Below are 23434 nucleotides of genomic sequence, written 5' to 3'. Positions count from 1 at the left end.
ACGGGAGGTCCCGATGCCCGCCGTCACCGTCTCCGACGTCAGCGCCCTGCCCCGCGTCCCGCAGGCCGGTCCGACCGACCTCGACCGCGGGGTCCGCAGCGTCACCACCGCACCCCGGGGCGTCGAGGGCGAGGGCTTCCCCGTCCGCCGCGCCTTCCAGGGCGTGGACCTGCGCGACCTCGACCCGTTCCTGCACATGGACCAGATGGGCGAGGTCGAGTACGCGCCCGGCGAGCCGAAGGGCACGTCCTGGCACCCGCACCGCGGCTTCGAGACCGTCACCTACATCATCGACGGCACCTTCGAGCACGGCGACAGCCACGGCGGCGGCGGGACCATCACCGACGGCGACACCCAGTGGATGACGGCCGGCTCCGGGCTGCTGCACATCGAGCGACCGCCGGAGGCCCTGGTCCGCAGCGGCGGGCTGTTCCACGGCCTGCAGCTGTGGGTGAACCTGCCGAGGGCCGACAAGTGGCTGCCCCCGAAGTACCAGGACCTGCGCGGCGGGGAGTCCGCCCTGGTCGCCACGCCCGACGGCGGCGCCCTGCTGCGGGTGATCGCCGGGGACGTCGCGGGCGTGTCCGGCCCGGGGTCGACGCACACCCCGATGGCGATGGTGCACGCCACCGTCTCCCCCGGCGCCCGGCTGCGGCTGCCGTGGCCCCGGGCGTACAACGCGCTGGTCTACGTGCTGAGCGGGGCGGGGACCGTGGGCGCGGACCGGCGTCCCGTCCGGACCGGCCAGCTCGCGGTGTTCGGGCCGGGGGACGTGGTCACCGTCGACGGCAACACCGCGCAGGAGTCGCGCCACCCCGGCCTCGACGTCGTCGTGCTGGGCGGACAGCCGATCCGCGAGCCCGTCGCATGGGCCGGTCCGTTCGTCATGAACACCGAGGCCGAGGTGTACCAGGCGTTCGAGGACTACCAGCGCGGCCGCCTCGGCGTCGTCCCGTCCGACCACGTCCCGCACGGGTCGCTGCCCGGCTCCTTCAACTGAGCGGTTGAGTACGGTACGCTCATTCAACCGCACGGTTGAACGAGGAGATGGTCGTGGAGGACCGGCTGACCAAGGTGTTCGCCGCGCTGGCGGACCCGACCCGGCGCGACATGGTGGCGCGCCTGGCCGCCGCCGACGCGACGGTGAACGAGCTCGCCGAGCCCTACGACGTCTCCGTGCAGGCCGTCTCGAAGCACATCCGGGTACTGGAGGACGCGGGGCTGGTCCGGCGCAGCCGCGTCGCCCAGCGCCGTCCGGTGCACCTGGAGGCGGAGGTCTTCGACCTGCTGACGGCCTGGATCGAGCGGTACCGGCGGCAGGTGGAGGCGCGCTACGCGCGGCTCGACGCCCTGCTGGCGGAGGAGATGACCACACCCGCCACGGACGAGGAGACGGCATGAGCACCGGTACCCGCGAGACCATCATCGAGGCCGTGGACGGTCTGCCCGCGGTCCGCATCACCCGTGAGTTCGACGCCCCGCCCGAGCGGGTCTTCGACGCCCACGTCGACGTCGACAAGGTCGTGCGCTGGCTCGGCCCGCGCGGACTGACGATGACCGTGCAGCGCTGGGACGCCGAGACCGGCGGCGGGTACCGCTACGTCCACGCCGACGACCGGGGCGAGTACCGCTTCTTCGGCTCGTTCCACGAGGTTCGCTCCCCGGACCGGATCGTGCAGACCTTCACCTTCGAGGGCTTCGGCGACAGCGTCTGCCTCGAGACGATGACGCTGACGGAGCTGCCCGGTGGGCGCGCCCGGCTGGTCGCGACGTCGCTGTTCGACTCGTTCGAGGGGCGCGACGCGATGCTCGCCTCCGGCATGGAGACCGGGGTGGAGGAGGGCTACGAGAAGCTCGACGAGCTGCTCGCCTCCCGGTAGGCCGCCGGGGTCAGCCCGGTCGCCCGCTTGAACACCTGCCCGAAGTGCGAGGGCCCGCGGAACCCCCAGCGCGATCCGATGGCGGCGGCCGGGACGTCGGCCAGGCCGGCGTCGGCCAGGTCGCGCCGGCACATCTCGACGCGCCGGGAGCGGATCCACGCCGCCGCGCTGGTCCCGGTCCCGGCGAACAGGCCGTGCAGGTGGCGGGCGGACACGAAGTGCGCGGCGGCGATCCCGGCCGGGGACAGATCGGGATCCCCCAGGTGCGCGTCGACGTGCGCCTTGATCCGGTCGAGCAGGTCGCAGCGCGGCGCGGGCTCGACCCCCGCGGTCGTGCGCAGGAGCACCCCGACCAGGTCGACGGCGTGCCGGACGGCGATCGCGGCGTGCGCACCCATCGTGTCCCGGTGCGCGTCCAGCGCGAGCAGGGTGTCGCGGACGTAGCCGCCGAGTCCGGGGCCCGCGTCGACGGCCGTCCCGGCGACGCCGTGCAGACCGTCGCCGCGCGGCTCGACCCGGTCGCGGGGGAACCGCACGCACAGCGCACCGAACCCCGGCCCCGGGACCGGGACGTCCGGGCGGTCCGGGTCCAGCAGCGCCCAGCGGTCGGGGGTGAGGGTGCTGCCGTCGCCGAGCAGGGCGCGGCCGGTCAGCGGCAGGACCAGCACCAGCCGGTCGTCGCCGGGCAACGGCCCGACCGCGCCGGCGACGGTCTCGAACCCGACCCCGTCCGTGTCGACCGGGACGGCGAGCGGACGGTCGGCGACGGAGGTCATCGGCGGCTCCTTCGGCGGTCGGGTACGGCCACCGTAGCCATCCGCTCACCCCTGGGGGACGTGCACGGCCACGACAGCTGTCTGCGCCCACGGGCGATGCGGGCCGGCGACGGCGTTCCTAGCGTCGGTGCCGTGGCTCACGTCGAAGGCTCGCACCACGTCACCCTGTCCGTCGCCGGCGCCCAGGAGGACGTCGACTTCCACACCCGGATCCTCGGCCTGCGCTTCATCAAGCGCACCGTGCTGTTCGACGGCACCCTGCCGATCTACCACCTGTACTACTCCAACGCCGACGGCGACCCGTCCAGCGTGGTCACCACGTTCCCGTGGGCGCAGGCCGGGCAGTTCGGCACGCGCGGCACCAACCAGGCCCGCGAGGTGCTGCTCTCGGTGCCGGACGGCTCGCTGGACTACTGGTCGCGACGGCTGCGCTCCCACGACGTCGAGGTCGCCGACCTCGAGCGGTTCGACCAGCGGCGGCTGGCGTTCCGCCACCCGTCGGGCATCGAGTACCAGCTCGTCGCCAACGCGGGCGACCCGCGTCGCGGGTACGAGGGCAACGGGGTGTCCGCCGAGCACGCGGTGCACGGCATCCACGGCGTCGGCGTGCACATGACCACCCCGGACCGGATGGTCGAGTTCGCCGACACCTCGTTCTTCGCCCGGGGTGCCCCCGCCGAGGACGGCGACGTCGTCGGCCTGCGGATCGGCGACGCGAAGGTCGGCAACCACCTCGAGATCACCGTCAACCGCCGCGACGACCAGGGCACCTGGCGCTACGGCGCGGGCACCTACCACCACTTCGCGTGGAACGTGTCCGACCTGGCGAACCAGGACGCGGTGAAGTTCGACATCGAGGGCGCCGGCTACACCGACGTCTCCGAGCTGAAGGACCGCAAGTACTTCAAGAGCGTCTACGTCCGGACGCCGTCGGGCGCGCTGTTCGAACTCGCCGTGACCCACGACGAGGGCGGCTGGACCTGCGACGAGTCCCCGCACGAGCTGGGCACCCGGTTCCAGCTGCCCGAGCAGTTCGAGCACCGCCGCGAGGAGATCTTCGCGAAGCTGGAGCCGATCGAGGCGTGACGCTCACCTGGGGTGATCCGGCCGCGCCGCTCGTCGTGCTCGCGCTGCACGGGCGCGGGCGCGACCCGGCGGACATGGCGGCGACCGCGGCCCGGTTCGGCGACGTCCCGGCCCGGTTCGTGGCGCCGCGGGCGGCCGGGGACAGCTGGTACCCGAAACCGTTCCTGGAGCCGTTCGACGAGAACCGGGACGCGCTGCTGCGCGCGCTCGACGTCGTCGACGACCAGCTGGCCCGGCTGGCGGACGAGGGGGCCGGCCGGGACCGGGTGGTGCTGTGGGGGTTCTCCCAGGGTGCCTGCCTGGCCGCGCACCACGTGCTGGTGCGCGACCCGCGCCCGTGCGCCGGGCTCGTGCTGCACACCGGCGGGTTCGTCGGGCCGGACCCGGTACCCGGCCCGCCCGCCGGGTCGCTGGCGCCGACACCGGCGGTGCTGCGGTCGGTCTCGCGGGACCCGTGGGTGCCGGCGCACCGGGTCCGCGAGACCGCGTCGCTGCTGGCCGGCGCGGGTGCGCGGGTGGACCTGCGGATCGACGACGGCGGCGAGCACGTGATCACCGACGAGGCGTGCGCGGCCGCCGCGGGGCTCCTGCACGCGGTCGCTGTCGGGGGTCGGGCCTAGATTCGGCGGCGTGTTCGTCGTCCACGCCCTGCACTCCCCCGCCCGCGGCGTCCTGCTGTGGGCGGAGGACGGCGAGCGTTCCGCGCGGACCGACCGCCGGTCGCTGCGCACGGCCCGGCCGCACCCGTTCGCGGTGCCGTCGGACGAGCTGGCCGCGGTCCACCCCGGCAAGCCCGCGTCGGTGACGGTGCTGCTGCCGTCCTCGGCGTCGGGGCCGCTGGACTCCCCCGGCCTGGTCCGCGCCCGGCCGCGGACCCGGGGGCGCAGCGCCCCGCGGCTCGCGCCGTGGACGGTGCCGGCCGTGCTGGTGGCCCCCTCGGAGCTGACCGACCCGTCCGAGGAGGTGCGCTACGGCGCCGGGTTCACCCACCTCGCGGACCTGGCACGCTTCGCCGAGGAGCTCGCCGCCCGCGGGCGGGTGCTGCCGGTGCTGCTCACCGAGTCCGGGCGCCCGGCGGCCCGCTGGCGCCCGGTCGTGCAGGGGCTCGACGCGGTGGCCCGCGCCGAGAAGGTGCGGCGGCTGCCGCCGGTGGCACGGGCCGAGCAGCGGCGCCCCGGCGACGTCGCGGGCCAGGACCCGGACGAGCTCGTCGACGCCGCGCTGGCCCGTTTCACCGACGCCGCGGTCCGCGAGCGGCTGGGCCGCAGCGCCGCGATGCCGGTCGCGCTGCCCGCGCGCGCCGACGCCCCGGCCGCGCTGCTGCACGCGCTGACCGGGCCGTCGGCCGACCTCGCCGCGACCGGTGCCGGGCTGCGCGTGCTGCGCGAGGCGCTGGCCGTGTGGGACGACGTGGGCCGCGAGCAGCCCGGCGCGGGCACCGCGCTGTTCCGGCTCGCCGAGGTCTCGACGCTGCACGACCCGGCCGACCCCGGCCCCGACCTGGACGACCAGACCGGTGACGGCACGCGCTGGGAGCTGCAGTTCGCGCTGCGCTCCACCGAGGACCCGAGCCTGCTGTTCGACGCCGCCGGGGTGTGGGCCGGGGAGGCCGACGCGCTGGTGTCCGGCGCGCAGGACGTGCTGCTGGCCGAGCTGGGCCGGGCCGCGCAGGTGCTGCCGGCGCTGGTCCCGGCGCTGCGCCGGGCCCGCCCGTCCGAGCTCCGGCTCGACGTCGCGGGCGCGCACCGGTTCCTGACCCGCGACGCCCCGGCGCTGCTCGCCGCGGGGTTCGGGGTGGCGCTGCCGCGCGGCTGGGACGGGCGGCGCCCGCTGGGGCTGAAGCTGTCGGCGTCCTCGGCGGCGGCGCCCGGGGTCGTCACCCGGGGTGGGCTCGGGCGCGACGAGCTGGCCCGGTTCCGCTGGTCGCTGGCCGTCGGCGACGACGAGCTCGGCGAGTCCGAGATCGCCGCGCTGGTCGCGGCGAAGGCGCCGCTGGTACGGCTGCGCGGGCGGTGGGTGTCGGTCGACGCCGAGGCGCTCGCGCAGGGCCTGGACTTCCTGCGCCGCCACCGCGACCGGCCGCCCACCGTCGGCGAGGTGCTGGCCGCCGCACGCGGCGACGCGGACGCCCCGCTGCCGGTCACCGACGTGTCCGCGCGCGGGCGCCTCGGTGCGCTGCTCGACGGCACCGCCGACCGCGAGCTGTCGCCGCTCCCGGCGCCGCCGGGCTTCACCGCGACCCTGCGCCCGTACCAGGAGCGGGGCCTGGCGTGGCTGGCGTTCCTGGGCTCGCTCGGGCTGGGGGCCTGCCTGGCCGACGACATGGGTCTGGGCAAGACCGTGCAGCTGCTGGCGCTGGAGGCACACGACCGCACCGACGGTCCCACCGGCGCGCCGACGCTGATCGTGTGCCCGATGTCGATGGTCGGCACCTGGCAGCGCGAGGCCGCCGCGTTCGCCCCCGGCCTGCGGGTGCACGCCCACCACGGCGCCGCCCGCCCGCGGGGCGAGGCGCTGCACGCCCGGCTCCGCGCGGCCGACCTGGTCGTCACCACCTACGCGACCGCCGTCCGCGACGCGGAGGACCTGCGGGCGTGGCGGTACCACCGGCTGGTGCTCGACGAGGCGCAGATGATCAAGAACTCGTACGCGGCGGCGTCGCGGACGATGCGCTCGTTCGACGCCGGGCACCGGGTCGCGCTCACCGGCACGCCGATGGAGAACCGGCTCGCCGAGCTCTGGTCGGTCATGGACTTCCTCAACCCCGGGGTGCTCGGGGTCCCGGAGGTGTTCCGCCAGCGCTTCGCGGTGCCGATCGAGCGCCACGGCGACGCCGGCGCCGCCCGCACGCTGCGCCGGATCACCCGGCCCTACCTGCTGCGGCGGGTCAAGACCGACCCGACGGTCATCGACGACCTGCCCGAGAAGATCGAGATGGTCACCGACCACCGGCTCACCCGCGAGCAGGCCTCGCTGTACCGCACGGTCGTCGACGACATGATGGAGCGGATCGAGGACAGCCAGGGCATCGAGCGGCGCGGCAACGTGCTGGCCGCGATGAGCAAGCTCAAGCAGATCTGCAACCACCCGGCGCAGCTGCTGCACGACGGTTCGCCGATCCACCGCGCCGGTGGGCGGCACCGCTCGGGCAAGGTCGCGCGGCTGGAGGAGCTGCTGGAGCCGGTGCTGGCCGCCGGGGACCGGGCGCTGCTGTTCACCCAGTACACCGAGTTCGCGGCGATGCTGCGCCCGCACCTGTCGGCCCGGTTCGACACCGAGGTGCTGTACCTGCACGGCGGGACACCGAAGAAGCGCCGCGACGAGATGGTGGCCCGCTTCCAGTCCGGCGACGGCCCGTCGCTGTTCCTGCTGTCGCTGCGGGCCGGCGGCACGGGCCTCACCCTGACCGCGGCCAACCACGTGATCCACCTCGACCGCTGGTGGAACCCGGCGGTGGAGGACCAGGCCACCGACCGGGCGTTCCGGATCGGGCAACGACGCGCGGTGCAGGTGCGCCGGTTCGTGTGCCCGGGGACGGTCGAGGAGCGGATCGAGGCGCTGGTGTCGGCGAAACGGTCGTTGTCGGACATGGTCGTCACCGCCGGGGAGGACTGGCTGACGTCGCAGTCCACGACCGAGCTGCGCGAGGTGTTCGCGCTCGGGTCCGACGCGGTGGCCGAGGAGGGCGACGGCGATGAGTGACCGGCCGTTCTGGGCGCAGGAGGACTTCACCGGCGGGCCGCCGCGCCGGGTCGAGGGCGGGATCCGCATCCACGCCACGACGGGCGCCCGGGCCCGCACCTGGTGGTCGGCGCGCTTCCTGGCCGTGCTGGAGCAGCTCGGGGTGGGCGGCCGGCTCTCGCGCGGGCGCAGCTACGCGCGGGCCGGGCAGATCGTGTCCCTCGACGTCGACGCGGGCGCGGTGGTCGCGCTGGTGCAGGGCACGCGGCCGCAGCCGTACCGGGTCCGGATCGGGCTGCGGGTGTGGGACAAGACCGAGTGGCGCCGCGTGGAGCGGGCGCTGGCCGCCGACGCCTGGTACGCCGCCGCGCTGCTCGCCGGGACGGTGCCGCCCGAGATCGAGGAGCTGCTCGACGGCGCCGGGCTGTCGCTGTTCCCGGCCGCGGCCGGCGACCTGTCGCAGGACTGCACCTGCCCGGACGCGACGGTGCCGTGCAAGCACCTCGCCGCGGTGTTCTACGTGCTGGCCGAGCGGTGCGACACCGACCCGTTCACGCTGCTCACGCTGCGCGGGCGCGACCGCGACACGCTCCTGGAGCGGCTGCGCACGGAGCGGGACGGTGCCGCCGCCCCGGCCGGGCCGGCACCGCTGTCGGACCTGCTGGAGCAGTTCTGGACCGGCGGGGACGGTCCCGCTCCCCCGCGGCCGCCGGACACCGAGCCGGGTGCGGTGCTCGACCAGGTGCCCGAGCCGCCGTTGCGGGCCGGCGGGGAGCCGCTGACCAGCGCTCTCCGGCCGGTGTACGAGGCGTTGGCCCGGCCGGACGCGTGAGTGCCGAGCGGAGACGGGACGCCCCGGCCCGGCCGGTGCGGCGAGGGCGTCCGCACGACCCCCGCACGACCCCCGCACTGTGTCCCGAACTGACGCGCCGCTCCCACCACGAAGCGACACCATGAAATTAGCGTAGGCTTACCTCATCGTCAAGCGGCGCGGACCGGGAGATCCGGCTCAGCCCAGGACGGGCCGCGCACGGTCGGCGTCGAGGCGGCCGGTGGCGGCGACGTGGCGCTCGAACCAGAGCGTCGTCAGCGGCGGGATGCTGGCGACCAGCCCGATCACCGTCGTGCGCAGGTCCCAGCGGAACAGCCGCGCCGTCCACAGCGTCACGACCACGTACGCCACGAACAGTGCCCCGTGGATCGGCCCCATGACCTGCACGCCGACCTCGGTCGTCGCCAGCACCCACTTGAAGAACATGCCGATCAGCAGGCCGGTCCACGACAGGGCCTCGGCGATCGCGACGACGCGGAAGGCCTTCGCGACGGTGCTCGGGTCGTTCATGACGGGTGCGTCCTCCTGGCGCTCGCGGCCCGTCCGCCGCGGACGGGCTCGACTCCCGTCCACTCTGCCGCATCCCGCCGACGACCTTCTACCGGGTGTCGAATTACACGTCGGGCGATGAGCCCGGCCCGGCCGGGCGGTCACACCCGATGACCGTCACGCCCACCGCCCCGGAGGCTCCCGTGCTCGACCTCGCCCCCACCGCCCGTGCCGTCGCCGACGTCGTCACCGCCGTCGGGGAGGACCAGCTCGGCCTGCCGACCCCCTGCGCGGACATGACCGTCGCCGCTCTGCTCGACCACCTGCACGGGCTGGCGTGGGCGTTCACCCACGCCGCGCGCAAGAGCCCGGAGGCGGCGGGCACGGCGCCGCACGCCGACGCGGCGCACCTCGTGGCGGACTGGCGCAGCGCGGTGCCCGCCCGCCTCGACGAGCTCGCCGAGGCCTGGCGCGACCCGGCCGCCTGGGAGGGCGTCACCGCGGCGGGCGGTGTGGAGATGCCCGGCGAGGTCGGCGGGGTCATCGCCCTGGACGAGCTCGTCCTGCACGGCTGGGACCTCGCCGTCGCGACCGGCAGGCCCTTCGCCCCCGACGACGACGCCGTCGCCGCCGTCCTGGAGTTCACCACCGCGATGTCGGTGCCCGGCGAGGAGGCCTCGCGCGAGGGCCTGTTCGGCCCCGTCGTCCCGGTCCCCGCCGACGCCCCCGCGTTCGACCGGGCGCTGGGCAACAGCGGTCGCGACCCGCGCCGGGGTCGCTGACGCGGCGTAACGTCGCCGTACGTGGTGAGCTCCCCGCACGGCAAGGTCCGCATCGGCGTCGGCTCGGTGGGGCTGCGTGCCACCGACCCGGGCGCCGAGTTCGACGAGTTCGTCGACGCCCTCGAACGGTCCGGCGTGGACTCGCTGTGGCTGCCGGACTTCGTGTCCGCCCCCGGTGTCGACGCGCTCGTCGGGACGACCTGGGCGGCCGCCCGGACCCGCACCCTGAAGGTCGGCACCGGCGTCACCGTGCTGCCCGGCCGCAACCCGATGCTGCTGGCCGCCGAGCTCGCGTCGCTGGCCGTGCTGGCGCCGAAGCGGATCCTGCCCGCGTTCGGGCTGCGCGCCGCGACGCCGTCGGAGCGCCAGCACTTCCCCGTCCCCGGCCCGCGCGCGGCGGTGTTCGAGGAGTCGCTGGTCGTCCTGCGGCGGCTGCTCACCGAGGACTCGGTCACCCACCACGGCGAGTTCTTCACCCTCGACGACGCCACCGTCCTGCCCCGCCCGGCCCGCCCGCTCGACCTGTGGCTGGGTGGGCGTGCCGAGGCCGGGCTGCGCCGCGTCGGACGCCTGGCCGACGGCTGGCTGGGCAGCTTCCTCACCCCCGCCGAGTCCGCGCACGCGCGCACCGTGATCGAGGCCGCCGCCCGCGACGCCGGCCGCCACGTCGACGACGACCACTACGGCACGAACGTCACCGTCGTCCTGCCCGGCACGGACGCCGCCCACGCGCTGCACCGGGCCGCGCAGCAGCGCCCGGACACCGACCCCGAGCAGCTGATCGCCCGCGGGTGGGACGGCGCGGCCGAGCAGATCCGCCGCCACGTCGAGGGCGGGCTGACCAAGTTCGTCGTGCGGCCCGCACGGCCGGTCGCGGACTGGGCGGGGTTCCTCGACGAGTTCACCGCCGAGCTGGGCCCGCTCGAGTCCGGTTGAGACGCCGGGCTCGCCCTGGCCGGCGGCCCGCCGTGCGCCGTAGCGTGCGGGGAGTGCCCACCTCCCCGCACGGCGCGATCCGCATCGGACTCGGTCTGGTGGGGGCCCGCGACCTGCCCGGATTCGCCGCCGAGTTCGACGAGCTGCTCGGCGCGCTCGACGCGTCCGGCATCGACTCGCTGTGGCTGTCGGACATCGCGTCGAAGACCGTCGTCGACCCCACCGTCGGCAGCGCCTGGGCGGCGGCCCGCACCCGGACGCTGAAGGTCGGTACCGGCGTCACCGTGCTGCCCGGCCGCAACCCGATGCTCCACGCCGCGGGGCTGGCGTCGCTGGCGGTGCTCGCCCCGGGGCGGATCCTGCCGGTGTTCGGGCTGCGCGCGGCGCAGCCGTGCGACCGGCAGCTGCACCCCGTCCCGGGCCCGCTCGCCGCCGTGTTCGAGGAGTCGCTGGTGGTGCTGCGCCGGCTGCTCACCGAGGACTCGGTCACCCACCACGGCGAGTTCTTCACCCTCGACGACGCCACCGTCACCCCACGCCCGGCCCGCCCGCCGGACCTCTGGCTCGGCGGGCGCGCCGACGCCGGGCTGCGCCGGGCCGGCCGGCTCGGCGACGGCTGGCTCGCCAGCTTCCTCACCCCTGCCGAGACCGCGCGCGCCCGCACCGTGATCGAGACGGCCGCCCGCGACGCCGGCCGTCGCATCGACGACGACCACTACGGCACCAACCTGTGGGTGGCCCCGCCCGGCGCCGACCTCGGCCGGGCCCGCGCGCTCGCCGCGGCCCAGCGTCCCGACGCGGACTGGCGCGACATCGTCGGCGACGGCTGGGACGGCGTGGCCGGGCTCGTGCGGCGCCACGTCGACGGCGGGCTGACCAAGTTCGTCGTGCGCTCGACCGAGCCGGTGGCGGACTGGCCGTCGTTCCTCGACCGGTTCACCGCCGAGCTGGAGCCGCTGGAGGGCTAGATCACCGGCTCAGTCCGAGGCTACGGCGTCGGTCGATCCCGGACGCAGCGAGCCGCAGCTGGACCGAGGCCCGATCGATTCGCGGCGGGGCTGTAGGACCTGCTCCGCAAATCTGGTGGCCTGGTCGAGTACGGCAGGATCGGGCACTAGGTCGCGCCGCACGAAGTAGCCGCTACCGGGACGTTCCATGTAGATCGGCAGGTACCGCTCCGACATGCGCGGATCCTCGAGCAGGCCGGTCGCCCGCGTCCACGCGCCGTGAATCTCGATCATTTCCGGCCGGACCTCGTCCAGGACGAAGTTCCGAAGCCCGGCCATGTCGCCGTCGGCGTGGAAGCGAGCGATCGGGCCGGACGCCAAGCCGACCAGATCGACGATCTCGTACCGGCTGACCAACGCTGCACCACCGATGTCGGGGGTCGCCAGTCGCCCGGTCCTGATGCCGAGGATGTCACCCAGGACGTTGGGGCCGGCTCCCATCGCGACCGCGACCCCACACAGTCGCACGGTAGGCGCCTCGCGGAACGTTCGGGCGGTCTGCCACCAGGATGTCCCGGATACCGTGAGCGCAACGCCGACGAGCACGACCGCGACCAAACGACCACGAATCGTTGCAAGCCGCAGTGCGCGGTCCATCGACACGACTCCGATGAGCGCAGCGAGCGCCCACACCGGTGTCGCGAAACGCTGCAGCCCCATCCAGTCGGGTTCGAGGACCGCATAGGCTCCGAGCGCCAGGCCGAGCAGAACGAGCATGACGACGAGGGGGCGGTGGCGCCCAGGCCGCAACGACGCGGCTCCGAGCGCGGCCACCACGACGCAGACCAGCAGCCATCCTGCGACCGAGACGAGCTCGGCGGGACGGTTGAGCGCCGTCATTCCGGGCAGTCCCTGAGACTTCGCGACGGCAGTATTCGGAATCAGCAACCCGAACGTCGACCATCTCCAAGCGAGATAGGTGCCTACCGGGACGACGAACGCGAGCATGGACAGCCCGGCCGCTCTGACGGACCGACCGGGCTCGCCACCCCTGACAAGCAGCAGGAGAACCGTGGGCAGGCCCAGCATGTAGACGAGACCGTCGGGGCGGGTCAGCGCCGCCACGGCCGCAAGCAGTCCGGCGACGATCGCCGTCGTCGGTGTCGTGAGCCGCCCCCGCGCCTCCGCCCTGACGAGGAGAGCCGTCAGCGCGATCACGGTTACCGTGAGAAGCGGGTTCTCCAGACCTGATGCGAGCCACACCGCATAGGACGGGACGAGTCCGACCAGCGACCCGGCCGTCGCCGCAAGCACAGCGGCCCGCCACCGGTCGCCGACGACTTCCCGCATGACGACGTGAAAGCCCGCCGCGACCCCCGCTCCGCACACCAGGGCGAGCGCCTTCGGAAACATGACGAGATCGGGGACGCCGAACCACGATCCGTGATCGAACAATCCGAACCCGATCGCGACAGTCAGCAGAGCGAGCCAGGTCGGGTTGGACCAGCCCTCCACAGGGGTTGTACCTGCCTGCAACACCGGGCCGGCACCCTCTGCCAGCGAGCGGGCGTACGCGAACGTGATGGCTGCGTCGTCGACGAGCCATCGTCCGTACAGCGCCATGTGCGCAGCCAGGACGACGGTCGGGACGCCGACCGCCATCGACCACCGGAGAGCGGGGATCACCCGGCCCGGCCGCGCGCCGAATTCGGGTCGGACAGACGGACTCTCCGGTGCCTGCACCACCGCGAGATTGTGGCGCAGGCCCGGAGCCGGCGCCGCGGCGGCCCTCAGCGCGTCGTCCAGATCCCCCCGTCGACGGGCAGCACCGCCCCGGTGACGTAGGACCCCGCCGCCCCGGCCAGGAACAGGGTCGCCCCCACCACGTCCGACGCCCGCCCGATCCGGCCCAGCGGCGTGGCGTCGGCGATCGAGTCGCCGGCCGCCTCCAGGGTCGCGCGCATCATCCGCGACGGGAACGGACCCGGCGCGATCGCGTTCACCGTGATCCGCTTCTCCGCCAGGTCGCGGGCCAGCACCCGGGTGAGCTGGTGGACCCCGGCCTTGCTCGCCGAGTAGCTGTAGTTCGGCAGCTCGGGCACCCGCAGCCCGTCGATGCTGCCGACGTTGACCACCCGGGCCGGGTCCTCGTGCGACGCGGCGGCCTCCAGCAGCGGCAGGAACGCGCGGGTCAGGAAGAACGGGGCCTTCAGGTTGAGGTCGAGCACCTTGTCCCACGCGTGGGCCGGGAACTCCTCCAGCGGCGCGCCCCAGGTGGCGCCCGCGTTGTTGACCAGCAGGTGCACGCGTTCCTCGCGGGCGCCGACCTCGGCGGCCAGGCGCCGGCACTCGTCCTCCGACGACAGGTCGGCCGCGATGCCGGTCGCCCCGATCTCGGCGGCGGTCTCCGCGCAGGCGTCGGCCTTGCGGCTCGACACGTACACCCGCGCGCCGGCCTCGGCGAGCCCGCCGGCGATCATCCGCCCGATGCCGCTGGTGCCGCCGGTGACCACGGCGACGCGGCCGCTGACGTCGAACAGTCCCTCGATCATGACCCACGTTAACCCGCAGACCTGGCACCCTCGCCCGCATGACCCGCTCCCGTGACCGCGACGAGAGGGGCCGGGCCCGCAACGCCCGCCCGCGCGACGCCGCCGGACGCCCGCTGCCCCGCGGCGCCACCGGGGTCGAGCGGGTGCCCGAGGACCTCCGGCGCTCCCCCGCCGAGGCCGTCACCGAGGCCCAGCGGCTGCTCGACGCGGGCCTGCCGTTCGGCGCGCACGAGGTCCTGGAGGGCGCCTGGAAGGACGCCGGCGACGACACCCGCGAGCTGTGGCGCGCGCTGGCCCAGCTCGCCGTCGGGCTGACCCACGCCCAGCGCGGCAACGCCCGCGGCACGGTGTCGCTGCTGCGCCGCGGCGCCGACGGCGTCCGGCGGTGGCGGGTGCACGACGTCGGCGTCCCGGCCGGGCTGGACCTCGCCGGGCTCGCGGAGCACGCCGACCGGCTCGCCGACGACGTCGAACGCGACGGCACCGCCGCCGTCGCCGGGCACCGGCTGGCCCCGCGGCTGCGGGGGTGACCCGCGGGGAGGCGTACACCACCGGCCCGCATCCGTGACTCCGGCGACGGCGGCGGGTCACCATGGGCCCGTGGCCGCCCGACCCGCCCCCCGTTCCCGGCCGCGCACCCTGCTGCGCGAGGCGCGCTCCCCGGCCACCCTGCTTCTGCTCGCGCTGATCGCGGTCGTCGGAGTCCCGCTGGTGATCGTGCTGACCCCGGAGAACCACGTCGCGGTGTTCGGCCAGGACGTCGGCGTCGGCGCCCGGGTGCCGCCGCTGTCGCTGTCCGGGCCCGCCCAGATCGCCCAGATCGGCAACGCCGAGTTCGACCTCACCGGGGTACAGGTGTGGGGCCCGATCCGGCCGCGGCTGTCGATCGGCCCGCTCACGCGCCCCGCCGACAACAGCCCGCTGCTCGGCCCGCACACCGTCGACGGCGCCGACACCGCCGTGCGGACCCTCGGGGAGGGCTTCGCGACCTGGTACCTGTGGGGTGCCGCCGGGATCGTGCTCGTCGCGCTGCTCGGCAGCGCGCTGACCGCGACCGCCCGGCTGCTGCTGGCGATGCACCGGGCCCGCTCACGCGGCCGGCGCGGCGTGCACTGGGACGACCTCGCCGGCCCGATCGGGCGGATGACCGTCGTCGCGGTGACCGCGTCGGTGCTGCTGTGGGCCGGTGCGGGGGTCGCGGCGCTGCACGGCACGCTGACCGGGCTCGGGCGCGTCACCTCGCTGACCGACCTCGTCGGCGCGGCGACGATCACGCCGTCACCGGTCGGGCCGCCGGTCACCGGCGTCGCCGGCGCGGTGATCGGGGACTCGCGGGCCGCCCGGGTCGGCGGCCCGGTGCTGCGCGGCGACGACGGCACCGTCGACCCCGACGACCGGGCGTGCGACCGCAGCACCGACTCCACCGCCGCCCAGCTGGGCCAGCTGCGCGGCGAGGGCGTCGTCAACCTGGCCTGTGCCGGGGCGAGCGTGACCGCAGGACTGCGCGGCCCGCAGCTGCGCGCGGGCCGCACGATCGACCCGCAGGTCGGGCGGCTCAAGCAGGTCCGGGGGCTGCAGTGGGTCGTCGTCGCGATCGGTCCGAACGACCTGGCCTGGCAGGACTTCCTGCTGTACTGCTACGGCCTCGCCACCTGCGACGACCGGCTCTCCGACGGCGAGTTCGAGGCCCGGCTCGCGACGTTCGCCCGCGACGTGGGCGCCCTGTTCGGCGACCTCGACGCGCTGCCGGGGCGCCCGCGCGTCGTCGTCGCGCTGTCCTACGACCCGTTCCCGGCGCGCGTCGACCCGGGCTGCCCGGACATGCGCGGTCCGGCCGGCGCCCCCGGGCTGGACCAGGAGAAGATCGACCTGCTCGCCGAGCGGAACCGGCGGCTCAACGACGTCCTGTCCGACGGCGCCGCGCGCGTCGGGTTCGACACCGCCGCCCCGCACCTGACGCCGCTGTGCGCCCCGGACCGCGCCCGCACCGCGCCCGACCTCATGGGCCTGGACACCCCGGACCCGTTCCACCCGACGGCGATCGGCTCGCTGCGGATGGCGGCCGCGGTGGCGGCGGCGCTCGCGTCGCCCCGCCCCGACACCACGGCCGCTCCCCCGACGGGCGGCGGCTGAGCGCTCAGGCGTCGGCGTCGCGCAGCACCCGCAGGGCGTTGCGGTGGGCCAGCTTCGCGAGGTCCCCGGCGCTCCAGCCGCGGTCGGCGAGCGCGTCGAGCAGCCGCGGGTAGGTCGAGACGTCGGACAGCTCGTCGGGCAGCTCGGAGGTGCCGTCGAAGTCCCCGCCGATCCCGACGTGGTCGATCCCGGCGGCCTCGCGCAGGTGCTCGACGTGCGCGACGACGTCGGCGAGCGTCGCGCGCGGTGCCGGCGGGCCGTCCCAGGACGCGGCGAACCGGGTCCGGGCGGCGAGGTCGCGGTGGTCGGCTCCGGCCGCGGACATCGCCGCGCGCAGCCGGTCGTCCCAGGTGGTGACGGCGGTGGAGACGAATCGCGGCACGAACGTCGCCATGACCACGCCGCCGTTGCCCGGCAGCGCCTCCAGCACGTCGGCGGGCACGTTGCGCGGGTGGTCGGTGACCGCGCGGGCCCCGGAGTGGGTGAACAGCACCGGCCGGGTGGTGCGGGCCAGCGCGTCGCGCATCGTCGACGGTGCGACGTGGGACAGGTCGACGATCATGCCGATCCGGTTCATCTCGGCGACGACGTCACGCCCGAACGGCGCCAGCCCACCGTGCCGCGCGGTGTCGGTGGCCGAGTCGGCCCAGTTGTTGTTCAGGTTGTGGGTCAGCGTCAGGTAGCGGACGCCGAGCCCGCGCAGGACGCGCAGCACCGCCAGCGAGTCGGCGATGCAGTGCCCGCCCTCGGCACCCATCATAGACGCGACCCGCCCCGACGCGACGGCGGCGTCCACGTCGTCGGCGGTGTCGGCGGCGGCGAGGGCGTCCGGGTGGGCGGCGAGCAGCCGCCGCACCCGGTCGACCTGGTCGAGCACGGCGGTGACCGCCTCGTCGTGACCGAGCTCGCCCGGCACGTAGACCGACCAGAACTGCGCACCGACCCGCCCGGCGCGCAGCCGGGGCAGGTCGGTGTGCAGCCGCGGGTCGCCGGCGGCGACGTCCGGCTCGGCGGCCGGGTCACCCCCGGACAGCTCGCGCAGGGCCCAGGGGAGGTCGTTGTGGCCGTCGAGGACGAACGTCATGCCTCCATCAGTAGCGGATGACGCCGCGGACGTTCTTACCGGCGTGCATGTCCTCGTAGGCCTCGGCGACCTGGTCCAGGGTGTAGGTGGTGGTGACCAGCTCGTCGAGCTTCAGCGCACCGGCCCGGTAGAGCTCCAGCTGGCGCAGGATGTCCCAGTTCGGGTTGGACATGCCGAACATCGCGCCCTGGATCCGCTTCTGGAACAGGGTGACGTCGGCCAGCGACACCGGCAGCGGCTCGGTGGAGTTGATGTCGCCCAGCGCCGTGACGACGACCGTGCCCGCCTTGCGGATCGAGGCCATCGCCTGCCCGACGTGGTCGGGCTTGACCACGCCGACGGTCACGATCGTCTGGTCGGCGCCCTGGCCGTTGGTGAACTGCTTGGCGATCTCGGTGGCCTCCTCCATCGACTCCACCGCGTGGGTGGCGCCGAGCTGCTGGGCCTTCTCCCGCTTCAGCGCGACCGGGTCGACGGCGATGACGTTCGCCGCGCCCGCGTGCACCGCGCCCTGCACCGCGTTGATGCCGATGCCGCCGATGCCCATGACGATGGTGGTGTGGCCCGGCTGCACGCCGCCGGCGTTGACCGCGGAGCCCCACCCGGTGCCGACGCCGCAGCCGACGAGGCAGGCGACCTCGAGCGGGATGTCGTCGGGCACCTTCACGCACGAGTCCTCCGAGACCAGGGTGGTCTCGCAGAAGGTCGAGATGCCGCACATCTGGCCGACCGGGGTGCCGTCCTCCAGCCGCAGGCGGGTGGTGTTCTCCTCCCACCGGGTCCCGGCGAGCAGGCCCGCGCCGAGGTCGCACAGGTTCTGCATGCCGCTGGCGCACCACCGGCAGTGCCCGCAGGAGGGCAGGAACGAGAAGACGACGTGGTCGCCCTCCTTCAGCCCCTTCTTGTTCTTGCCGGCCCGGGTGACGATGCCGGAGCCCTCGTGGCCGCCGGCGAACGGGTAGGTGCCGACCGGGATGTCCCCGGTCGCGATGTGGTCGTCGGAATGGCAGAGACCCGAGGCCACCATCTTGACCTCGATCTCACCGTCGCGCGGCTCGTCGAGCTCGAGGTCGACGACCTCGTACTTGCCCGGAGCGCTGCGGACGATGGCTCCACGGGTGTGTCCCACGGTGGTACTCCTCAGACGTCGTCGTCACTGGGATGCGCACGCGACGATAGGAGCCGGGTCACGTGAGGGGAAGTGCCACACACAGATCGCGTCCGACCGTTCACCTGTAGACGGACTCGCTAACGCGGCATCCGGCGCCACACCGCACGGGGAAGCAGCCGCAGGGCGAGGAACAGCAGCCGCAGGGCGCCCGGGACCCACACGTCGGCGTTGCCGCTCCCGCGCCGCACCGCCCGCACGGTCGCGTCGGCGACCCGGTCCGGGGTGGACGACAGCGGCGCCGGGCTCATCCCCTCGGTCATCCGCCCGACCACGAACCCGGGGCGGATCAGCACCAGCCGCACCCCGCTGCCGTGCAGCGCGTCGGCCAGCCCGGAGGCGAAACCGTCGAGACCCGCCTTGGCGCTGCCGTAGACGTAGTTGGCGCGCCGCACCCGCACCCCGGCCACCGAGGAGTAGACGACGATCGTCCCGCCGCCCTGCGCCCGCAGCACCTGCGCGAGCTCGGTGAGCAGGTGGACCTGGGCGAGGTAGTCGGTGTGCACGATCGCGGCCGCGTGCGCGGCGTCGGTCTCGGCGCGGGCCTGGTCGCCCAGGATCCCGAACGCGACGACGGCGACGTCGATCCGCCCGTGCCGGGCCGCCACGTCGTCGAGCAGCGGGCGGTGCCCGGCGAGGTCGTCGGCGTCGAAGGCGACGGTGTCCACCACCGTGCCGCCACCGGGGCCGCCACCGGGGCCGCCACCCGCCCCGGCGGCCGCCACCCGGGCGGCCTCGGCGGCCAGCTCGTCCGGGCGCCGCGCGGCCAGCACCACCGTCGAGGCGCCCCCGGCGGCGAGCCGCTGCGCCACCCCCACACCGATCTCGCTGCGCCCGCCCAGGACCAGGACCGTCTCGCTCACGCCGCGCAGCCTCCCATCCGGCGCGATGTGCGTCCGCTCACACCGGGGGCGGCCGGGATGGGCGCGGGCGGCTCCGCCGTTGTCTGCTGTCACGGGGTGCGCACGCCGCACCCGGGAAGGGGACGGCCGTGGACCTCCTGCTGCACCACGGGCTGACCGTGTTCGGCCAGTTCGTCTCGTGGGCCGAGCTGATCGGCCAGATCGGCGCGCTCGCCGTCGTGTTCCTCGCCCGGCGCCGCAGCCTCGCGACCTGGCCGGTGCAGATGGCCGCCTGCGCGCTGCTGTTCGCCGTCTACGCCTCCGCCCACCTGGGTGGGCTCGCGTTCCGGCAGGTCATCGTGTTCGCGATCTCGGTGTTCGGGATGTGGGCCTGGCTGCGCCGCCGCGACCCCGTCTACGGGCTCGCGGTGCGGCACGGCACCGCCCGCCAGCGCCTCGCGCTGGCCGGGCTGCTGGCCGGGGGCACCGTCGTCATGGCGCTGGTCCTCGACGCCCTCGGTGCGAGCTGGGCGCCCTGGCCGGACGCGGCGATCTTCGTCGGCACCGCGGTCGCCTTCCTCGCCCAGGGCCTGCGGCTGATCGAGTTCTGGGCGATCTGGCTGCTGGTCGACGCCGTCGGCGTGCCCCTGCAGCTGGCGTCGGGGCTGTGGTTCTCCGCCGCGGTCTACGTCGTCTTCGCCGGGCTGGTGGTCCACGGCTGGTGGAGCTGGGCGCGGGCGCGGCGGCAGGTGGGCACCGCGTCGCGGGAGCCGTCGCGGGTGGCCTGAGCGCCACCGGCGATACTGCCCGGATGAGCACGACCCCCGTCCGCCGCGCCGCCGTCCTCGGCTCGCCGATCGCGCACTCGCTGTCCCCCGCGCTGCACAACGCCGCCTACGCCGCGCTCGGCCTCACCGGCTGGCACTACGACCGGCACGAGGTCGACGAGGCCGGGCTCGCCCGGTTCGTCGCCGCGCTGGGCCCGGAGTGGGCGGGGCTGTCGCTGACGATGCCGCTCAAACGCGTGCTGCTCGAGGTCGCCGACCACGTGGCGCCCGGGGCGGCCGCGATCGGCGCGGGCAACACGCTGGTCTTCGAGGCCACCGGCACCACCGCGCACAACACCGACGTGACCGGGATCGTCCGCTCGCTGCGCGCCGCGGGGGCCGGGACCGGCCGCGCGGTCGTGCTCGGTGCCGGCGGGACCGCGCAGGCCGCGGTGGCCGCGCTGCACGACGTGGAGGTCGACGCCGTCGACGTCGCCGTCCGCGACGCCGGGCGCACCGCGGACCTGCGGGCCACCGCCGAGCGGCTCGGCACCGACGTCACCGTGCACGCCGTGCTGGGCGACCCGGCGGCCGCCGCGCGGCTGCTGGAGGGCGCCGACGTCGTCGTGTCGACGCTGCCCGCCGGGGCCGCCGACGCGCTCGCCGGGGCCCGCTGGCGGCCCGCGACGGTGCTGCTCGACGCCGTCTACGCGCCGTGGCCGACGGTCGTCGCGGGCGGCGCCGCGGCCGCCGGGGCGACGATCGTGTCCGGCCTGGAGATGCTGCTGCAGCAGGCCGTCGCCCAGGTCGAGCTCATGACCGGACGGCCGGGGCCGGAGTCGGCGATGCGCTCCGCCCTCGACGCGGCCGTGCTCGCCCGCCGCTGACCCGGCCCGCGCGCCGCACCCCCGCCCACGGTGTGCGTCCCCAGGGGGTCGCGACCGAGGCCCACGTCATGAACAGGAACGCGACGACGTTCGCCGCCGCGCCGGCCACCAGCGCCTCGCCGACCGGGCTCGCGTCCGCGCCCGCGGCGAACGCGACCACGCTGCGCCCCACCCACGCCCCCACGGCCAGGATGCTCCACACGATCACCGCCACCGTCAGGACGGGCGTGACCAGGACCCCCGGTGCCGGGCCAGGCCCACGACGGCAGGGAACCCGATCCCCGTCGGCGAGCGGAACCGTGCCGCGCGGACGACGATGAGCGGGTGGAGGACAGGAGCTGCGCGGTCTGCGGACGCCGGATCGAGTGGCGCCGCAAGTGGGCCGACGACTGGGAGCACGTCCGCTACTGCTCGAAGGGCTGCCGCCGGCGCGGGATCCGTCCCGTCGACGGCGAGCTGGAGTCCGCGATCACCGGCCTGCTCGACCGGCGCCGGGGCGGGGCCACGATCTGCCCGTCCGAGGCCGCCCGCGCCGTCGACCCCGAGGGCTGGCGCGAGCTGATGGAGCCCGCCCGGATGGCGGCGCGGCGCCTCGTGGACGCCGGGCGGGTCGAGATCGTCCAGAAGGGCGCCGTGGTGGACCCGTCGACGGCGAAGGGTCCCGTCCGGATCCGCCGCGCGACGCGGGGCCGGGCGGCGCCGGCCGGGTGAGGCCGTGCGGCGCGACCGGTCCGTGGGGCAGGCTGGGCCCGTGCCCCGTGACACCTACACCCACGGCCACCCGGGCGTCGTCGTCGCCTCGCACGCCGCCCGCACCGCGCAGGACTCGTGCGGCTACCTGCTGCCGCGCCTCGCGGCCGGCACCAGCCTGCTCGACGTCGGCTGCGGGCCGGGCAGCATCACCGCCGACCTCGCGGCGCGGGTCGCGCCCGGGCGGGTCCGCGGCGTCGAGGTGGTGCCCGGGCCGCTGGAACGGGCCCGCGCCACGGCCGCCGCCCGCGGGCTGGACGTCGAGTTCGCCGTCGACGACGGCTACGCCCTGTCCGATCCGGACGGCACCTGGGACGTCGTGCACGCCCACCAGGTGCTCCAGCACGTGTCCGACCCGGTCGCGGTGCTGCGCGAGATGGGCCGCGTCGCGCGCCCCGGCGGCCTGGTCGCCGCCCGCGACGCCGACTACGCGGGCTTCCACTGGTGGCCGCAGGACCCGCGGCTGGACCGGTGGCTGGAGCTCTACCGCGCGGTCGCCCGCGGCAACGACGCGGAGCCCGACGCCGGGCGGCGCCTGCTCGGCTGGGCGCACGCCGCCGGGTTCACCGAGGTCACCCCGTCGGCGTCGGTCTGGTGCCACGCCACCCCCGCCGCGCGCGACGCCTGGGGCGGCATGTGGGCCGAGCGCATCCACACCGGCATCGGGCGGATGGCGGTGGAGCGCGGCCTCGCCGACGCGGGCGAGCTGGACGGGATCTCCGCCGCCTGGCGGGAGTGGGCCGCCCACCCCGACGGCTGGATCGTGATACCGCACGGCGAGATCCTCTGCCGGGTGCCCGGCCGAGGGCCCGCGCCGGTTCAGGCGCGGCGGTGCAGCGCCACGACGTAGTCGCCGCCGGCGTAGGGGTCCCGGTCCCAGGTCGACCAGTGCGCCAGCGGGGTGAGCCCGGCCGCGGCGCACCAGCCGTCGTGGTCGGCGACGGTGGGCCAGCCGGGCCGCAGGGCGAACCCGGCGAGCAGCAGCCCGCCCGGGGCCAGGTGCCGCGCGCAGCCGGCGACGACCCCGGCGCGGTCGGTCGCGTAGGGGATCACGTTGCCCGCCAGCACGACCAGCCCGAACCGCTCGGGCAGGTCGAGGGCCTCCAGCCCGGTGGTCTCCCACCGCAGGCGCGGCGCCTTCGCGCGGGCCGCGGCGATCATGTCGGGGTCGGGGTCGGCGCCGACGACGCCGATCCCCCGGCGGTCCAGCTCGATCGCGACCCGCCCGGTGCCGCAGCCGCCGTCGAGCACCGGGCCGGCCGCGAGCAGCGCCTGCACCAGGTCGGCCTCGCCGTGCGGGTTCTGCCCCGCCTCGGCCATCGCGGCCCAGGTGCGGTCGTAGTCCTCGAGGTCGACCCGGTCCCGCCAGGCGTCCCAGTCGTCGGGGAGCTCCCCCGGGTTCAGCGCGAGATCGTCGGGCACACCGGACAGGTTAGGCGGCCACACCGGAGCCGAGGCGCCCGCGCAGCCATCCCCCGAGTCCCCGGCCGCGGTAGGACGGATGGACCACGACGACCGGCTCCGGCCCGCCGGTGCCCGGCTCGGGGTCGAGCAGCGCGGCCAGGCCGACCAGCTCCCCGGCCGCGGTGTGCAGCGTGAGCGCCGGTCCGGCCGCGGGCAGCAGCACCGCGCGCAGGTCGTCGGCGCTCCAGCCGGCACCGGCGTCACCGGCCAGGCAGGTGCGCAGCAGCACGTCGAGCTCGACGAGCTCCTCCCCGCTCGCCCCGGCCGCGCGCAGCTCCTCCCCGCCGGGCAGCAGCACCGCGTACGACGGCTGCGCCGCGGCCGTGGCGGCGCGCAGGAACGCCTCGCCGCGGGCCCGCTCGGTGACGGTGAACGGCG

Annotated in this window: 24 protein-coding genes; 16 read left to right on the top strand and 8 right to left on the bottom strand. The window is 75.6% G+C overall.

Annotated elements, in window-relative coordinates:
- Positions 1-13: 13 nt before the first annotated feature.
- Genes WJX68_RS01725 through WJX68_RS01715 form a run of 3 tightly spaced genes read left to right on the top strand, consistent with a single transcriptional unit; the run spans position 14 to position 1880 of the window.
- The gene (locus WJX68_RS01725) at positions 14-1000 is read left to right on the top strand and encodes a pirin family protein (protein ID WP_340285716.1); all 987 of its coding nucleotides are present in this window, start codon (positions 14-16) and stop codon (positions 998-1000) included.
- Between the two features lie 47 nt (positions 1001-1047).
- Positions 1048-1401 (top strand): ArsR/SmtB family transcription factor, encoded by a 354-nt coding sequence (locus tag WJX68_RS01720; protein WP_340285879.1) that lies wholly within the window; start codon positions 1048-1050, stop codon positions 1399-1401.
- Positions 1398-1880, top strand: a complete 483-nt coding sequence (locus WJX68_RS01715) for an SRPBCC family protein (RefSeq protein ID WP_340285715.1) — start codon at positions 1398-1400, stop codon at positions 1878-1880. Before WJX68_RS01720 ends, WJX68_RS01715 begins: the two co-directional genes overlap by 4 nt.
- Here WJX68_RS01715 and WJX68_RS01710 read toward each other — a convergent pair.
- Positions 1844-2656, bottom strand: a complete 813-nt coding sequence (locus WJX68_RS01710) for a helix-turn-helix domain-containing protein (RefSeq protein ID WP_340285714.1) — start codon at positions 2654-2656, stop codon at positions 1844-1846. The two genes, WJX68_RS01715 and WJX68_RS01710, sit on opposite strands and share 37 nt — an antisense overlap.
- A 132-nt stretch (positions 2657-2788) precedes the next feature.
- Here WJX68_RS01710 and WJX68_RS01705 point away from each other — a divergent pair, with 132 nt between their 5' ends.
- Genes WJX68_RS01705 through WJX68_RS01690 form a run of 4 tightly spaced genes read left to right on the top strand, consistent with a single transcriptional unit; the run spans position 2789 to position 8255 of the window.
- Positions 2789-3742, top strand: coding sequence for a VOC family protein (locus WJX68_RS01705; protein WP_340285712.1), 954 nt, complete (start codon positions 2789-2791; stop codon positions 3740-3742).
- A complete protein-coding gene (locus tag WJX68_RS01700; protein ID WP_340285710.1) occupies positions 3739-4362 on the top strand; it encodes an alpha/beta hydrolase in 624 nt (207 codons plus the stop codon). The genes WJX68_RS01705 and WJX68_RS01700 overlap by 4 nt, the downstream gene beginning before the upstream one ends.
- A gap of 10 nt (positions 4363-4372) precedes the next feature.
- Complete coding sequence (locus tag WJX68_RS01695; RefSeq protein ID WP_340285708.1) at positions 4373-7444, top strand: SNF2-related protein; 3072 nt, start codon at positions 4373-4375, stop codon at positions 7442-7444.
- The gene (locus WJX68_RS01690; RefSeq protein WP_340285707.1) at positions 7437-8255 is read left to right on the top strand and encodes an SWIM zinc finger family protein; all 819 of its coding nucleotides are present in this window, start codon (positions 7437-7439) and stop codon (positions 8253-8255) included. Before WJX68_RS01695 ends, WJX68_RS01690 begins: the two co-directional genes overlap by 8 nt.
- 177 nt (positions 8256-8432) lie before the next feature.
- Here WJX68_RS01690 and WJX68_RS01685 read toward each other — a convergent pair whose 3' ends face one another.
- Positions 8433-8765: a DUF3817 domain-containing protein gene (locus WJX68_RS01685; protein ID WP_340285705.1), complete on the bottom strand. Its 333-nt coding sequence runs from the start codon at positions 8763-8765 to the stop codon at positions 8433-8435.
- Between the two features lie 149 nt (positions 8766-8914).
- Here WJX68_RS01685 and WJX68_RS01680 point away from each other — a divergent pair, with 149 nt between their 5' ends.
- Genes WJX68_RS01680 through WJX68_RS01670 form a run of 3 tightly spaced genes read left to right on the top strand, consistent with a single transcriptional unit; the run spans position 8915 to position 11430 of the window.
- Positions 8915-9526: a TIGR03086 family metal-binding protein gene (locus tag WJX68_RS01680; RefSeq protein WP_340285702.1), complete on the top strand. Its 612-nt coding sequence runs from the start codon at positions 8915-8917 to the stop codon at positions 9524-9526.
- A 21-nt stretch (positions 9527-9547) separates the two neighbouring features.
- Positions 9548-10462 (top strand): TIGR03854 family LLM class F420-dependent oxidoreductase, encoded by a 915-nt coding sequence (locus tag WJX68_RS01675; protein ID WP_340285701.1) that lies wholly within the window; start codon positions 9548-9550, stop codon positions 10460-10462.
- Positions 10463-10515: 53 nt separating this feature from the next.
- Complete coding sequence (locus WJX68_RS01670; protein WP_340285700.1) at positions 10516-11430, top strand: TIGR03854 family LLM class F420-dependent oxidoreductase; 915 nt, start codon at positions 10516-10518, stop codon at positions 11428-11430.
- A gap of 9 nt (positions 11431-11439) precedes the next feature.
- Here the strand turns inward: WJX68_RS01670 and WJX68_RS01665 are convergent, their stop codons facing one another.
- A complete protein-coding gene (locus tag WJX68_RS01665; protein ID WP_340285699.1) occupies positions 11440-13155 on the bottom strand; it encodes a hypothetical protein in 1716 nt (571 codons plus the stop codon).
- A gap of 44 nt (positions 13156-13199) precedes the next feature.
- Positions 13200-13961, bottom strand: coding sequence for an SDR family oxidoreductase (locus tag WJX68_RS01660; RefSeq protein WP_340285698.1), 762 nt, complete (start codon positions 13959-13961; stop codon positions 13200-13202).
- A gap of 38 nt (positions 13962-13999) precedes the next feature.
- On the opposite strand from WJX68_RS01660, the gene WJX68_RS01655 reads away from it, so the two are divergent.
- The gene (locus WJX68_RS01655; RefSeq protein WP_340285697.1) at positions 14000-14491 is read left to right on the top strand and encodes a DUF309 domain-containing protein; all 492 of its coding nucleotides are present in this window, start codon (positions 14000-14002) and stop codon (positions 14489-14491) included.
- Between the two features lie 70 nt (positions 14492-14561).
- Positions 14562-16094, top strand: a complete 1533-nt coding sequence (locus tag WJX68_RS01650) for a GDSL-type esterase/lipase family protein (protein WP_340285695.1) — start codon at positions 14562-14564, stop codon at positions 16092-16094.
- 4 nt (positions 16095-16098) lie between these two features.
- Here the strand turns inward: WJX68_RS01650 and WJX68_RS01645 are convergent, their stop codons facing one another.
- The 3 genes from WJX68_RS01645 to WJX68_RS01635 all read right to left on the bottom strand — a co-directional run bounded on the left by WJX68_RS01645 (position 16099) and on the right by WJX68_RS01635 (position 19209).
- The gene (locus tag WJX68_RS01645) at positions 16099-17178 is read right to left on the bottom strand and encodes a dipeptidase (protein ID WP_340285694.1); all 1080 of its coding nucleotides are present in this window, start codon (positions 17176-17178) and stop codon (positions 16099-16101) included.
- A 7-nt stretch (positions 17179-17185) separates the two neighbouring features.
- Positions 17186-18307 (bottom strand): NDMA-dependent alcohol dehydrogenase, encoded by a 1122-nt coding sequence (locus WJX68_RS01640; RefSeq protein ID WP_340285693.1) that lies wholly within the window; start codon positions 18305-18307, stop codon positions 17186-17188.
- 119 nt (positions 18308-18426) lie between these two features.
- Entirely contained in the window at positions 18427-19209 is a 783-nt protein-coding gene (locus WJX68_RS01635; RefSeq protein ID WP_340285692.1) for a decaprenylphospho-beta-D-erythro-pentofuranosid-2-ulose 2-reductase, read from the bottom strand.
- 128 nt (positions 19210-19337) lie between these two features.
- Here WJX68_RS01635 and WJX68_RS01630 point away from each other — a divergent pair, with 128 nt between their 5' ends.
- The 4 genes from WJX68_RS01630 (at position 19338) to WJX68_RS01615 (ending at position 22442) form a co-directional block, all read left to right on the top strand.
- Positions 19338-19976 carry a nicotinamide mononucleotide transporter family protein gene (locus tag WJX68_RS01630; protein ID WP_340285691.1) on the top strand — a complete coding sequence of 213 codons (639 nt, stop codon included), beginning with the start codon at positions 19338-19340 and terminating at the stop codon, positions 19974-19976.
- A 23-nt stretch (positions 19977-19999) separates the two neighbouring features.
- Positions 20000-20842 (top strand): shikimate dehydrogenase, encoded by an 843-nt coding sequence (locus WJX68_RS01625; protein ID WP_340285689.1) that lies wholly within the window; start codon positions 20000-20002, stop codon positions 20840-20842.
- Positions 20843-21166: 324 nt separating this feature from the next.
- Complete coding sequence (locus tag WJX68_RS01620; RefSeq protein ID WP_340285687.1) at positions 21167-21553, top strand: DUF3253 domain-containing protein; 387 nt, start codon at positions 21167-21169, stop codon at positions 21551-21553.
- Between the two features lie 40 nt (positions 21554-21593).
- Entirely contained in the window at positions 21594-22442 is an 849-nt protein-coding gene (locus tag WJX68_RS01615) for a methyltransferase domain-containing protein (protein WP_340285686.1), read from the top strand.
- Here the strand turns inward: WJX68_RS01615 and WJX68_RS01610 are convergent.
- A complete protein-coding gene (locus WJX68_RS01610) occupies positions 22412-23014 on the bottom strand; it encodes a class I SAM-dependent methyltransferase (RefSeq protein ID WP_340285684.1) in 603 nt (200 codons plus the stop codon). The two genes, WJX68_RS01615 and WJX68_RS01610, sit on opposite strands and share 31 nt — an antisense overlap.
- Between the last annotated feature and the right edge of the window lie 420 nt (positions 23015-23434).

It is taken from the genome of Pseudonocardia spirodelae, assembly GCF_037727765.1.
GTDB classification, from domain to species: Bacteria; Actinomycetota; Actinomycetes; order Mycobacteriales; family Pseudonocardiaceae; genus Pseudonocardia; species Pseudonocardia spirodelae.
The sequence above is the reverse complement of the archived record's forward strand: the minus strand, read 5'-3'. Positions and strand labels throughout refer to the sequence as shown.